At 40.6% G+C, this 15,239-nt stretch carries 6 protein-coding genes and 1 pseudogene; 5 read left to right on the top strand and 2 right to left on the bottom strand.

Translation table 11 applies throughout. The features are described from left to right. Positions 1–230: 230 nt before the first annotated feature. Complete coding sequence (locus AC2VOY_RS13190) at positions 231–2,267, bottom strand: replication initiator protein RctB domain-containing protein (protein ID WP_491834066.1); 2,037 nt, start codon at positions 2,265–2,267, stop codon at positions 231–233. Positions 2,268–3,541: 1,274 nt separating this feature from the next. On the opposite strand from AC2VOY_RS13190, the gene AC2VOY_RS13185 reads away from it, so the two are divergent. From AC2VOY_RS13185 to pdxH, 4 genes are all read left to right on the top strand, one after another. Further along, positions 3,542–4,762 carry an AAA family ATPase gene (locus AC2VOY_RS13185; protein ID WP_491834065.1) on the top strand — a complete coding sequence of 407 codons (1,221 nt, stop codon included), beginning with the start codon at positions 3,542–3,544 and terminating at the stop codon, positions 4,760–4,762. 1 nt (position 4,763) lies between these two features. Then, positions 4,764–5,738, top strand: coding sequence for a ParB/RepB/Spo0J family partition protein (locus AC2VOY_RS13180; protein WP_491834064.1), 975 nt, complete (start codon positions 4,764–4,766; stop codon positions 5,736–5,738). Positions 5,739–5,845: 107 nt separating this feature from the next. Further along, positions 5,846–8,038 carry a tRNA(Met) cytidine acetyltransferase TmcA domain-containing protein gene (locus tag AC2VOY_RS13175; RefSeq protein WP_491834063.1) on the top strand — a complete coding sequence of 731 codons (2,193 nt, stop codon included), beginning with the start codon at positions 5,846–5,848 and terminating at the stop codon, positions 8,036–8,038. Between the two features lie 183 nt (positions 8,039–8,221). Then, a complete protein-coding gene (gene pdxH, locus AC2VOY_RS13170) occupies positions 8,222–8,866 on the top strand; it encodes a pyridoxamine 5'-phosphate oxidase (protein WP_491834062.1) in 645 nt (214 codons plus the stop codon). 1,236 nt (positions 8,867–10,102) lie between these two features. On the opposite strand, the gene AC2VOY_RS13165 is transcribed toward pdxH, so the two are convergent. Beyond that, positions 10,103–11,233, bottom strand: coding sequence for an AI-2E family transporter (locus AC2VOY_RS13165; RefSeq protein WP_491834061.1), 1,131 nt, complete (start codon positions 11,231–11,233; stop codon positions 10,103–10,105). Between the two features lie 256 nt (positions 11,234–11,489). On the opposite strand from AC2VOY_RS13165, the pseudogene putA reads away from it, so the two are divergent. Beyond that, positions 11,490–14,654 (top strand): annotated as a pseudogene (gene putA / locus AC2VOY_RS13160) (bifunctional proline dehydrogenase/L-glutamate gamma-semialdehyde dehydrogenase PutA); the annotation flags it as partial. Positions 14,655–15,239 lie beyond the last annotated feature (585 nt).

The following is a 15,239-nucleotide window of genomic DNA, read 5'->3' as shown; positions in this document are numbered from 1 at the left end:
AGTCATACAATAGATTAGAGCCGAATAAAAAATCAAGCATAAAAAGCGAGGGAATGTGATCTAGATTATCTTTTTTAGGATAAAAATCTCAGTTCTCACAAATAAAACGGCTTTTTTGATCTACAACAAGTTATCAAGTCAGCTTGGTATTTATTTAAGCAACTAAAAAATAAGCAAAAAACAAAACAAATCGAAAGCATGATCAAGGGTATTTATGCGCCAATTTTAATTTAACCGCTGGCCATATCATCCAAAGCACGTAACACACTTTCATCAAAGTGACCTTCAAAGATAAGTTTACAAATCTTACGCCTAACGGCTAAACCGCCAATTAAACGCTCAATTGATAAATGTTTATCCGTGCTTTGTTTATTATAAAAATCTATCGTTTGGCTAAGCACTTGGTAAGAAACAACTTGTTCACCCACTTTAAGCCACTCAAGCTTCTCTATAAGCGCGTCACACTCTTCTTTTAATGCAGTATAGGCATGCCCTGTCATCGCAGAAAGAGCGGTTAAACTGCGCTCTAAGGCGCTTTGTGAGGTATATTTAGATAAAGTTATCGTTACTTCGTCGGCATTGATCTCAACTAAGTGCTTTTTCAGCTTAATTCTTCGTCCAAGTTTACCTTTGGTTTGTTTTGGCTTGTGAATAATTGGCTCAAATTCGCCGTCAATCACAGTCGCCAATTCTTCAATCTTTTGCTTAGATACTAACTCATGACGCAATGGGTTTGGCAAAGTAGGCGCCATATGACGCTTGCCAGCATTGGTCGTCCGAGCACGTGAGAATTTTAGCACTTCTTCTGGGTTACATTGGATATCAATTTGATAATCTTTTAATGATCCTTTCTCGACGATCGACTGGATCGTTAAGTGATAGCCCCATAAATTGACGATAAACAGATCTTCTGTGGCTTTACCCTTACTTAGCTTTTTAAGTTCACGGATCAAATCCATGGAAAAACGACGCCACTCAATATTTCGTGCAAGCTTTTGATTTAATTCACTTAAAAGTAACGACTCACGGTGTCTACGGGCTAAGCGACTACGAAAGAATGTGTAAAGCTGAAAAACTAACGTATGTTGTTTTAGAATTTCAGGTGGGAACAAGAAGAAATAATCTTTCGTTAATAGCTCTTCAAAAAATGACGGCTCCCAGACTAAGATATATAAATTAGGTTTGATCTTGATCTCACCATCTGCATTTTCTGTTGGCGCTTCATCTGATGCAGTGATGGTACGTGCAATAAAGCGAAAACGATCACTCTTAAAGCCTTCAGGCATATTATCACTTAACCAGCGCCCTGCGAGTTCATGCAATTGAAAGTCTGTAAACTCGATGCGATCAATACTAGCACGAATAGCATCACGTGCAGGACCGCTGTCCTTTTTACCACGCAGTGATAAAATATCTGTGATGTACAATGGGCTTTTATTTGGGATCGCGCTGGTGCTTAATTGATAATTATCTTGATGATGATCATGGTACTGAACCGTTAGCGTAAAGAGTGCAAACAGGGTCATCAGATCATCAACGGTCATAATATGCTTAGAAGATCGGGTTTCAATAATTGCGCGTGTACCGGAGATAGAAACCATTGATTTTTGGTAGTTTTTACGCGTGCGTGGTGGCGCTAAAGCTTGATCTATGATCCCTGCCCAATTGGTTGGCGAGACAATGAATTGATCTGCTTCATCACGCATTGAAGGGGGGGTATATAACCCATGCTCAGTTAGCAGTTGTTGGTTAACTTGCGACTGAGCGAGCGCTTTTGAACGTTTTTGTTTTTCTTTGGTTTGACTACGCTCTGTTTTTAATCCCATATTTCCTAGCTTTGAAATCAGCTGATTAGGATTTACAAAGTGATGCAGCATCGTTTTGCCTGCCAAGCCTTGTTCAAATTGAATTTTAACTTGTTTAAATAAACCAATTTGAACCGCTGCACGTAAGCGTTGTTGCACAGCAGCGCGAGTCAGCTGCCCTTCTGTTGCATCAATTAGCTCAGTGGTTGAGACATAACCATCTTTGCTCGACATGCCACGAAGTGAGATTAAATTGAGTAATTCAAGAATGCTTTTAGTAACGCCTTTAAAATGTTGATATTCGTCAATCCAATCAACAATATTTGGATTGATTTGAAACAGATGACCATCTTTATGAGTACGTGGCAATGCGATCAATACTTTTTGATCTTTTGATTGTTGTGGATCATTAGCAGTGCTTAGATCAACGCAAGATTTAGATTCCAAAATGCTCGAGCTCATGTTTATTGATTCATCATTAGGCGTAAATTGAATATAGTTCCGATAGGATAGAGAATTTTCTCTTAAAAATAAAGAAAAAAATAAGATCTTTTTATAACTGATCTTTTGTTTATTTGATCTTATATGGTTATATGATCTTATGATCTAGCACTAAATATCATTTCAAGTAGCTGATATTAAAAGGGTATTTTTTTTGTCTGTTGAAAGCATGATCAAGTGTAGCATGAAACGATGATCATCATTGAGCTGAAAGCATGATCAATATTAACCCAAAGCATGATCATCATAGCTACGAAAATATGATCAAGACTTTATGAAAGCATGATCATCGGGTGTAAACAACTTATCCACAATCCATTGATTTTTAGTCTGAAAATTACCTTATGAAGCATGATCAAGGTTAATATTAATGTTTTTTGATTATTTTTATTAAAATCTAACGTATATCCATCATCTGTTTAGTCTAGAAGCATGATCAAGGCTTATTTCTATGATTAGCGATGGTTGAAATACAGTTGAAATGACGCTTGCTGTAACAAAGCCTTTATTTTATATGCTTCCGGAGAGATTCTACACTTGATCATTGATCCGATAAAGATCTAATTGAATCGCAATTAAAATCAATCTATCAACACGGTTATGCCTTGATCATTGATCCGTTTGCTATATATATGCTTGATCATGCTGCCTTGATCATCTTTCCTGTAATTGTGTATTTATCTGAGTGCTGTGGAAACATGATCAAGGAAAGATGGAATGATTAGAGATTGAGAGCGCTAATTATGGAAGCGATAAAAACCTATCTGGAAGCATGATCAAGGATATCTCAACTTATTTAGCTTTTGGTAGCCTAGCTCATGGCTATTTTTATAGGAAAAATCAATTTCAGTATGAGATTTTTAATTTTCAATTAGCTAAGTGTGCAAAATATCAAAAAATAATAGGATTTTAAATTGATCTGACATTCGCCGTAATTTTATGAGATTAAAATATGTGTCCGAAGTAAAAACTCGAATATTTAATTTACAATGTAAATAAGTGACGTTGTAACTGTTAAAATTTATTAGACTTTACCGACCTTTTTAGGCATAAAAATTGGCTATTTTTTGTGAAGTGCGTTCAGCAAAATGGTGTTAAGCATAGATAAAAGCGTTTTAAAGCAATCAGTAATATGTACAGCTTTTTATTGATATAGTATTATATTCATGTACACTGTTATTAGCTTATAAAAATATGTTTGTTAACTATTAATTTCAAACCGAGTGGGATTTCAAATGAAACGAGAGCAGACGATTGCCAATTTAGAGCAGTTAGCCGAGCAAACCAAACAAGTGCAAGCTGATCGCATCGAAATAGTGTTAGAAGAGCGCCGAGATATTCACTTTCCACCTATGTCAAAAGCATTGATGGAAACACGCTCTGGTTTAACCCGCCGTAAATTAGATGACGCAATTGCAAAAATGGAAGCCGCAGGGCACCAGTTTACAAAAAATAATGCTAACCATTACTCCATTACACTTGATGAAGCGCATCAATTGATGGAAGCGGCTGGCGTGCAAAAGTTTTACCAGCGTAAAAATAATAAAGCTAAAAAACCTTGGGTGGTAAATGTTCAAAACCAAAAAGGTGGCACTGGCAAGTCTATGACAGCAGTGCATTTGGCAGCTTGCTTGGCTCTTAATTTAGATAAACAATATCGTATCTGCTTGATTGACCTTGACCCACAAGGTTCATTACGTCTGTTTTTAAACCCTCAAATTAGCACGGATGACCATCAAGATATCTACTCTGCTGTGGATATTATGCTTGATAACGTGCCTGAAGGCGTGGATGTTGATTCTGAGTTTTTGCGTAAAAATGTCTTACTGCCAACGCAATATCCAAACTTAAAAACTATCTCCGCTTTTCCTGAAGATGCGATGTTTAATGCCGAAGCTTGGCAGTATCTATCGCAAAATCAGTCATTAGATATCGTCAAGCTGTTAAAAGAAAAGCTGATTGATCGCATGAGCGATGATTTTGATATTATTATGATAGATACAGGCCCGCACGTTGATCCCTTGGTCTGGAATGCGATGTATGCATCCAATGCTTTGCTTATTCCTTGCGCCGCAAAACGTTTGGACTGGGCATCAACAGTTAACTTTTTCCAGCATTTACCCACGGTTTATCAAATGTTTCCGGAGGACTGGAAAGGGCTTGAGTTTGTTCGTTTGATTCCAACTATGTTTGAAGATGACAACCAAAAACAAGTATCTGTCTTGACGGAAATGAACTATTTGCTGGCAAATCAAGTCATGATGGCGACAATTCCACGCAGTCGCGCATTCGAAACCTGCGCAGATACCTATAGTACAGTCTTTGATTTAACTGCATCAGACTTTGAAGGCGGTAAGAAAACTCTCGCAAAAGCGCAAGATGCGGTGCAAAAAAGTGCGCTTGAATTTGAACGTGTGATGCATAGCCACTGGGCAGCTTTGGAGCAGGAGAAATAAAATGGCGATCAAAACATCTGATTTAAATGCAAAGTTATTTGGCAAAGCGAACAAGCGAATTGCATCAACACCGCAAGAAGCGCAAGCAGCAGCCAAAGATAAAGCGCAAACCATTGAGCTCGCCGTTGCCGGTGAAGAGAAAGTTGCATTTGAACTTGTGCGAATTTCTGCGGATGAAATCGAGTCCAAAACCCGTGTCTTTGCACAAAATGCACGTGAACAATCTTTCTTAAATGAGCATGCTTTAAGTGATATCTTAAGCACCTTAAAGACCCGTGGGCAGCAATATCCAGCCGTCGGTCGTCGCAATAAAGAAGGTGTGATTGAGGTTTTGGACGGTAGCCGTCGCCGCATGTCATGTATCTTCGCGAAAAAAGATTTCTTAATTTATGTCGCAGAAAACATCGAAACTAAACATGCAAAGTTTTTATCTGATGTTGCCAATGCGCACAAGCCATTATCTTTGTATGAAAAGGGCAAAGAGATGCAAGCTTTGCTTGATTCTGGTGAAGCGGGCGATCAAAAATCATTGGCGCATATCTATCAATGCAGTGAAGCTCTTGTCAGTGGCGCATTAAAAGCGGCGGCGTTGCCTTTAACTTTGCTTCAAACTTATCCAAATATTAGTGATGTTGGCCGTCCAACTATCGTAAAACTACACAAGTTATACTTTAATTTGGATCAAACTTCACAAGCGATTTTGCTCAAGCAATGCCAACAAGAGCAAGCCAAGATTATGGCGTCAACCAAAGAGCAAGGTGTGGCGCGCTTAACCAAGCAAGTTTCAGATATGCTTGAAGACTGGATTAAAGAATTAGCCCCGGCGCCAGTGAAAACCACGCCAAAAGAGAAGATAGTGAATGAGCAGATCCGCTATCAACGAAAAGGCAATCAAGTGGCGCTGAATTTGAAGAAGGTCGATCAAGATCAGCTCGAAACTATCTTAGCCTTTATTGAAAAAACACTCGAAAGCTAAGTTTCAACCCGCAAGACAATAAACCTGATCAGCCTTGGTCAGGTTTTTTTATGCCTAGGGTTTAAGCTTTGTTATCATATTAAGATAATTTCTTATAAAGGCTTCTCATGACTAGCTTTGATACCTCAACTCATTTTGATTTATTTGCCTATATCCAATCAGCGAAAGTGTCTGGCCAGCGTGCTTTTTGCCGCTACCCAACAAGCTCTGACGCTTTGGCTGATTTTTTTAAGCAATTACAATGCAGCTCGATAGAAGATGAACTTAGCCAAAGTACTGCATCTTGGCATGTTTTGGCGGATCCAAAATTAGATTTAAGCGCGACACTAAGCAATAGCAAATTTAATCTCATTGATTCAGCAAGAGGCCAACAGCTTTTAGGGCAAGAGAGCCAAGTGCTAGTCGTGACGCGGCATGATTTAAATCCAGATAGCTTCAACGCAGCTTGCGGCACCTTAATCGCCGGTGGTGTGTTGATTATGCTTGAGCTAGAAGACATGCTCGATGTCAAGCAGCATAGCCAAGTGTGGCTTGAGCAAGCGCTTATTGGCTGGCCTTTACTGGAGTTAAATTCATTGCAACGTGCTAAGGGGGATGCGGCGCAGCATTTGCGACCAAAACCTTCTTGCAGCGCTTGGAAAAGTTTGAACTCACAAGTTGGTGAGGTGTTAGTGACACGAGATCAAGCCCTTGCTGCACAAGCAATTGAAAAGGTACTTAGCGGTCATCGCAAACGACCGTTAGTGCTGCAAGCAAGTCGTGGACGAGGGAAATCGGCTATTCTTGGGATTGGCGCAGCGGAGATTGCTTGCAACAAGAAGACAAATATAATCATAACCACAGCTAAGTTTTCTGCCATATCCGGTGTGTTTGAGTACTTTAAACATGTTTGCCAAACAAAAAACATTGGCTGTATGCAGCAATCTAAGCAAACCCTTTGTCTTGCCAATGGCAGCCAACTAAGTTTTATTGCGCCTGATGCTGTGATGCAAGCCTATCCTGCATGCGACTTATTTATTGTTGATGAAGCGGCGTCTTTGCCTATTTCGTTTCTTAAAGCCTTTACTCACAACTATCACAGACTAATTTTTTCGACGACAACACATGGTTATGAAGGTTGTGGACGAGGATTTAGCTTAAAATTCTTACCTTGGCTACATCAACAACGCCAAGTTCAAGAAGTATGGCTTGAGCAAGCGATTCGCTGGTCCAAAGATGATCCGCTTGAAAACTGGTTGTTTGACACGTTTTTATTTAACGCAGCTAAACTTCATCTCAATCAACCGCAGAATATAAAAATACTGCCTTCAGAATTAAGCTTTAAAATGCTCAAAGCCAGTGATTTATTATCCGAAAGGGCGCTGGCGGAGCAGGTCTTTCAGTTACTGATTAGTGCACATTACCAAACCAGTGCTAATGATTTATGGCAAATGCTAGACGATCCAGCGATGAAGATTTTTATAGCCAAAGCTAAGCGCTCAAATTCGCCGGTGTTGGGGTGTATTTTAGGGGTAGAAGAGGGCGGACTTAATCCGGAGTTAGCAATGGATATTTGCTTGGGTAAACGTCGCCCAAGAGGGCACTTAGCATCTGCTTTGCTTGCTAACCAATTAGGATTGCCAGAGATTGCTTCCCAGTCCTGCTTACGCGTGATGCGCATTGCTGTAGATATTTCTTTTCAAGGGCAAGGTATCGGCACTTGGATGCTGCGCATGCTTACTCAGAGTCAAAAAATGTATGATTTCATTGCCACTAGCTTTGGCGTGACACAAGCTTTGGTTCATTTTTGGAAAACAGAGTTTGATCTTGCTTATCTTGGTACCAGTCGTGATAAAGCCAGTGGCACTTACTCTGCTGTTTGGGTTCGACCGAATACAAATACAGCCGAAATATGGCTTAAATCGGCTCAGGAGAGCTGTTTTGGTTTATTGGCAGCTCAAGCTGCATTGCTTTGGCAAGATATGGATAGAGCGAGTTATATTGCGCTTATCCAGGCATTAGCGCCTCAAATTGCTATGCCCACTTCTTATCAGCTGAAAAAGTTGAGTTTTTATGCTCAAGGCGGCAGTTGTTTTGAGTCTATCTGTCATGACGCGCAACAATGTGTCGCTTTCGCTGTGAGCACGGGGCAGTGTATTTATGTGATTCATATTGAGTTATTGGTTGCGGCATTTATGCTAAAAGCTGACTTTTCACAGTTAGCTGTTGAATTTAAGCTTGTGGGACGTAAACAAGTTGAGCAAGCTTTACGTACTGAGTTAGCTTTGCTTCTTCAAAATTTACAGTGTAAATCGGTATAAAGCTCACTCGCTTTTTCTCTCGATTTACACTGTAAATTGAATGCCATTTTACAGGTTTATATATCTATATCCTAACCCATAAAGCTTTGATATATGTAGTGTGAAGAGGGTTAAATGGCTTGCAATAAAATTCGTTACAGCGCAAAATCAAAAAATATCATCTTGTCTAAAAAAGGAAGACCAATGAAGCTGACAGATATGCGCCGTGAGTACGCATTAGGCGGACTTAAAAGAGCCGATCTAAATCCAAATCCAATTGACCAATTCAACCTTTGGCTGGAGCAAGCGATTGAAGCAAACTTAACAGATCCGACTGCGATGACTATTGCAACGGTCGATCAATCTGGTCAGCCTTTTCAGCGTATAGTTCTTCTTAAAGATGTGAATCAAGGAGGCTTTGTTTTCTATACTAACCTTGGTAGTCGTAAGTCTCAGCATCTTGACCATAATCCTAAAATTAGCCTGCACTTTCCTTGGCATCCGCTTGAGCGTCAGGTTCATATCACAGGCCAAGTCGAGAAGCTTACGCAAGCTGAAAATATTAAATATTTTATGTCTCGTCCGAAAGCAAGCCAGTTAGCCGCAATTGCGAGTAAGCAAAGTAGCCGTATTGGTGCGAGGCATTTGCTTGAAGCTAAATTTATGGAGCTTAAAAAGCAATTCGATAAAGGTGAGATTCCTGCGCCAAAATTTTGGGGTGGTTATCGTGTGATCCCTAATTCAATTGAATTTTGGCAAGGTGGTGAGCACCGACTGCATGATAGATTTTTATATTCAAAATCAGAAGATATTGCAGATTCTTGGGCGATTGAGCGTTTAGCACCTTAATACATTGTTCATCGATTTACAGTGTAAATTTGAAATGAGTTTACACTGTAGTTAAATTTTCCATTTTCCCGTGTTATTTAAATCTAATCGACTAACCCCATCTCCGCTTCCCCTTGAATCAGTTTTGTTATCCGTTTGGCTTTTGCGTGCAAGGGGAAGGACTTTTTGATTTCTGTGTGTGATATTGCAACCGTTGAAAATTAAGCATAGTTGATAGATTTAGTTTGGATTGACTCATCTCCGCTTCCTCTTGAACAAGTTTAGTTTTCCGTTTGGCTATTGCGTACAAGGAGAAGGACTTATTCACTTTTAATTGTGATTAGATTGAGTGAAAATCTGCATCGGAGATTCACACTAGATATGATTTTGAATTCAGTATCCAAATTAAACGCTAAACACTCCCCTCCTTGACATTAGCTAGCGTTGAAATCTGTACTAATTCAAGGAGGGGCTGGGGGAGGTTTATACTCTATTGATTGATTCGGAGTAAAATTTCAATTTGTAAAACATATTTCAAATCGACCAACCCCATCTCCGCTTCCCCTTGAACACGTTTAGTTATCCGTTTGGCTTTTGCGTGCAAGGGGAAGGACTTTTCGATTTCTGTGTGTGATATTGCAACCGTTGAAAATTAAGCATAGTTGATAGATTTAGTTTAGATTGACTCATCTCCGCTTCTCCCTTCCTCTTGAACATGTTTGGTTATCCGTTTGGCTTTTGCGTGTAAGGGGAAGGACTTTTTGGCTTATGCGTTTGATACTAGTCTAGTTTGAAACTCTTCTTATGTGTCTTACTCACAGTCAGACAAGAATAATTTACAGTGTAAATTTGTAAATTAGATCTCCAACAAGTGCAGAGCGGATAAGCACTTCCCCTTTAAGTCGGAGTCATAGAAGGGCAATGAATTATATAAAGGGGAAGCGGGGATGGGGTTAACTCACATTAAACTTTATCTGTATATTCGAATGATTGGCAGCAAGTCCTATTAGCTCCGTATTTATATCTTATTCACTGATCATATCCTAACCCCATCTCCGCTTCCCTTGAACAAGTTTAGTTATTCGTTTGGCTTTTGCGTACAAGGGGAAGGACATTTTGAATCAAGTGGTTGTGGTGGGTTTAGTTTGAAATTGCACTCAATAAAAAATTAAAACTCTACAGATATAAAAAATCCCCTCTCTACATCTCAACCGAAGTGATAGTACAAAGGGGATAATTTGAATTTACAGTGTAAATTTATTTACTAAGTGTTTTTTCCATATCTTCAGCTTGCTTGTGCGCTGCTTCTACAAGTGCTTGTTGTTCTTCTTCAGAGCCAAGCCATGCCATAAATACGCCCCACCATAATGCTAGAACCACGGCGCCAAGGAATAGACCAATAATACCGGCGTACATCATGCCGCCTAACGAACCAATCACCACCACAGGCATCGGCACCATAGAACCGCGGCCCATTAAAATAGGTTTTAAGATGTTATCCGCAAGGCCAGCTGCAAGTGCCCAAATCGTGAAGATAATAAATGGCGTGGTATCGGCTGTGAAATACATATAAAGACACAAAGGTAAAATCGCTAAAATAGCTGGTAATTGCGCAATACACATCACCAAAATTAATAAGCTAATTAAACCCGCGGCTGGAATATGGAAGGTAAACAGGGCTGCACTGATAATTGCAGTTTGGATAAATGCAACCCCAATCACGCCAACTAAGACGCTGCGGATGATTTGCGCCGTCATAAATGCCCATTCTTCACCTTTACTGCCTGCGCTGCGCTCAAATACTTGCACCACAACTTTAGAAATAGGATTACTTGCTGCCATAAAAATTCCAGCGATGATCAGCGAGATAATAAACATTGCGAGTGACGCAAACCCACTTCCAAAGGTTGATAACAAACCGGTAAGCATGGCTTTAATTTGTGGTAAGAATTGCAACACCATATCTTTGATGTGCGCAGTTAAATAAATTAAACCATCATAGATATGTGCACCAACAAGCGGAATATTCTTGATTTGCTCACTTGGCGTAAATGCTGCTAATTGACCTGAACCTATGGTTTGAATTAATCCCATTAAGCCTTCATAAATTGAGGCTGTAATTGCAATAAAAGGGACAAACAGAAGTAGGATACAAACAATAGTGACGAGGCTTGATGCGGCGCTGCGTTTTAAATTTAATTTATCAATCAGGATATTCACAACAGGGTTAAGTGCAACCGCAATAATTGCACCCCATAACACGGGTAAGATAAAAGGTTGAACAATATGGTAAGTGCCAAGAACTAAAACAAAAATTAAGCCAATACGAATAAAGGCTTCGACGACATTGTTGACGAAAACGCGTGAGGAATCATCTATGGGTTTCATAAGCATTTCTCTAGTTGAGTAAAATAATAATAAAGATTCAACTATAGGATATTATTAAAGCATCATGATGACTAGTTTTGTGTTTGTTTCTGCTTGCTTTTTTCATTCATTAATAGCAGGTATAACCAAATGTTATTTTGCGATCTAGCTTTTAATTTAGATTTTTTGACTAGGGAATGTGTTTAAAATCAGATTTAATAGCCAGATATGGGCTCATGCTTTGGGCTAATCGGTCGACATATAAAGAGGGAAACATATGTTTAATCCTAAGGATGCATTTACCAGCGCCTGCCAGCAGCAATCTGTTGAAACTGCATGGCAACAGATCTCACCTATGTATATGCAAGATGAATCGGCATATCTTGCGCAGCTTTTGCCTCTCGCACGTTTTTCTGCGCAAGAAAATAAACAAGTTCAAGCCAGCGCACGCAGTTTAATTGAAGCGATCCGCGCGGATAAAAAATCAGTCCAATTAATTGATTCTTTATTACTGGAATATAGTTTGGATACAGAAGAAGGGATTTTGCTGATGTGTTTGGCGGAAGCCTTGATGCGCGTTCCGGATAAAGCTACTGCCGATGCATTAATTAAAGACAAGCTTGGCGTAGCTGACTGGAAAGCTCATCTCAAACGTTCTGATTCTGTTTTTGTCAACGCATCCACTTGGGGATTGATGTTAACCGGTAAAGTGGTGGGTTTAAAACAAGAGCCAAGCCCAACCCAAGGTTTGAATCGCCTCTTGCATAAAATGTCTGAGCCTGTGATCCGCAATGCAATGAATCAAGCAATGAAAATTATGGGGCATCAGTTTGTGTTAGGTCAAACCATGGCGCAAGCTTATAAAAACGGGAATAAGAGCCGTGAGCAAGGGCATAATTATTCTTACGATATGCTTGGTGAGGCAGCCTTAACCTTGCCCGATGCACAAAAGTATTTTCATGATTATATGCAAGCGATCGAATTTATCGGCGAACAAGCGCAAGATACTGCGATGGCGCCGTCGATTTCAATTAAACTTTCTGCTTTGCATCCAAGATACGAAGCAGCGCAAGAAGCACGTGTACTAAGCGAGTTGTACCATCAAGTTGAAAGTTTAATTTTACATGCACGGCGTTTAAATGTGGCCTTGACCATTGATGCAGAAGAAGCCGACAGACTCGAAATATCACTAAAACTCTTTGAAAAACTCTACACCAGTGAGTCAGTAAAAGGTTGGGGCGGATTTGGCTTAGTCGTACAAGCGTATTCAAAACGAGCCTTGCCTGTCTTAGTTTGGTTAAATCAACTGGCCAAACAGCAAGGAGACAAGATCCCTGTTCGTTTAGTCAAAGGCGCGTATTGGGATAGCGAAATTAAATGGTCACAGCAAGCCGGTTACCAAGCTTATCCTGTGTTTACGCGCAAAGAAGCGACAGATGTGTCGTATTTGGTCTGTGCGCGCTTTTTATTGAGTGAGCATACTCAAGGTCATATTTACCCTCAATTTGCGACCCACAATGCACATACGCTCGCAGCTATTTCTGTTATCGCGCAGCAAAATGGTTGCGATCCACAAACAGACTTTGAATTTCAACGCTTACACGGCATGGGTGAGGCGCTGTATCAGCATGCAACGAAAAAATTTAATTCACAATTAAGGATTTATGCGCCGGTTGGTTCACATAAAGATCTACTACCTTATCTCGTTAGGCGTTTACTCGAAAATGGGGCGAATAGCTCGTTTGTACACCGCTTGGTGGATGCGAAATGCCCGATAGATGACTTGATTCAAGATCCTGCAGAAGTTTTAGCAAGCTATGATCCTCTACACAATGAGATGATCCCTCTGCCGCCAGATCTTTTTGGCGATCGTCAAAACTCACGTGGGATCAACATAGATATTGAAAGCGAATCTGTGCCTTTTACTCAGTCTGTGATGGCATTTAAATCCCATCGCTGGCAAGCAGTGAGCATAATTAATGGGATAAAGCTATTCAATAACAATGATTTAGATTTAAGTCTTGAGCGCCATGAGCCAGATCAAGATAGGGCTTACGAAAGCATGATCAAGGAAGCAAAGGTGCGACAAAAGATCATGTCCCCCTTTGATCATCAGCGCCTTGTTGGCGAAGCTATTTATGCCACTGAGCAAGAGGCTATCCAAGCGATTGAGTGTGTGGCACAAGGTCAAGCGAAGTGGCAGGCGATTGGCTTTGCAAAGCGGGCTGAATGTTTACGCAGCTTAGCTGATTTACTAGAGAAAAATATGCCTGAGCTTGTGGCACTATGTCACTTTGAAGCCGGTAAAACGATTCACGATAGTATTGATGAAGTGCGTGAAGCGGTTGACTTTTGTCGTTACTACGCGTCACAGGAGAAAACCTTTGAACCTTATGTACTTGATTTTAATAAAGAAATAACTCTTCAGCGACAAGGGCTTGGGGTCTTTGTATGCATTAGCCCGTGGAACTTCCCGTTAGCGATCTTTTTAGGTCAAATCACAGCTGCTTTAGTTGCAGGAAATACAGTTGTCGCGAAACCTGCACCACAAACTACCTTGATTGCAACTCGAGCCGTCGAGCTGATGCTTGAAGCTGGCGTTGCGAAAGATGCGATTGCGCTTGTGATTGGCGCGACAGAGATAGGTCAAATTTTAACTCAATCTGGGGCTATTTCTGGAGTTGCGTTCACAGGCTCCACCCTTACCGCGCAAAAAATTACTCAAAGCCTCGCCCAGTGCAAAAATTGCTTACCAGCAAGGCTGATTGCTGAAACCGGTGGTCAAAATGCAATGATCGTTGACAGCAGCGCCTTACCTGAGCAAGTCGTGCGCGATGTGTTACGTTCGGCCTTTGCATCGGCTGGGCAGCGCTGCTCAGCATTACGTGTTTTATACGTGCAAAAAGATATTCGTGAGCGGATCATCTCGCTGATCCAAGGCGCAATGATGGAACTACAAGTTGGCGCGCCTTATTTACATGCAACGGACGTTGGACCTGTCATCGATGAGGCTGCGCGTGAAAAGCTTGATCAACATATTCAAACTATGTCTTTAAAACATAAGCTTATATCCAAACTCATTTTGCCAAATGAATGCGCCAAAGGCAGTTTTGTCGCACCGAGCGTGATTGAGATTGAACATATCTCTCAAATTGAGGAAGAAAAATTCGGTCCAATTTTACATTTGATCACTTATCAAGCGCAGGATTTGCCAAAAGTTGTTGAAGAAATCAATCAAACCGGTTTTGGTTTAACCCTTGGCGTGCATAGTCGTAATGAAACCACTTATCGCTATATTGAATCAGAAGTGAAAGCCGGCAATAGTTATATTAACCGCGATCAAGTGGGCGCTGTGGTCGGGGTGCAGCCTTTTGGTGGTTTAGGTTTATCTGGCACAGGACCGAAAGCTGGCGGGCCGCATTATTTGCAACGTTTTAGTCAAGTGACAAATGATGCTAGCGGTTTACTTGAATCCGTCACTCTTGATCAAGTTTTTGATTACCAAATAAAAAATACGCAAGATAAGCTAGTGACGAAAACCATGCCAGGGCCAACAGGCGAGCGTAATGAGTTGTATTTTATTCCCCGTGGGGCGAGCTTAATTTATTTTGAAATGCCTCTGTCGCCAGATTTAGCTAAACAAGCGCATCTTGCATTGGCAGCTTATGTCGCAGCAAGCTTAAGCGCAGGCAACTCGCTGACCATTTGTTTGGATGATGAGAAAACGCAAACTTGGTTGCAAACGAAACTGATGACAGGGCAATGGGCTTCTCAATGTCATTTTGTAAATTGCTTCGCGATTGAAGCGCAGCTTGATCAAGGGTGTAAAGTGTTGACCGTGATCGGCTCTTTGCAAAAAGTACAAGCCTTAAACTTAGCTTTAAAATCAAGGATGAAGTCGGCCAAGGATGAGATTATCCATTATGTTTATCAGTTGTTAGATGAGGATGATTTGTTAGGCTCACCACAAGAGAGCAAGTTTAGCTTCTTCGATCCTGATTTGTTTTTAAATTTTGTGATTGAACGA

The organism is Vibrio sp. KMM 9700, assembly GCF_058545285.1.
This window is presented reverse-complemented; position numbering and strand designations above follow the sequence as displayed.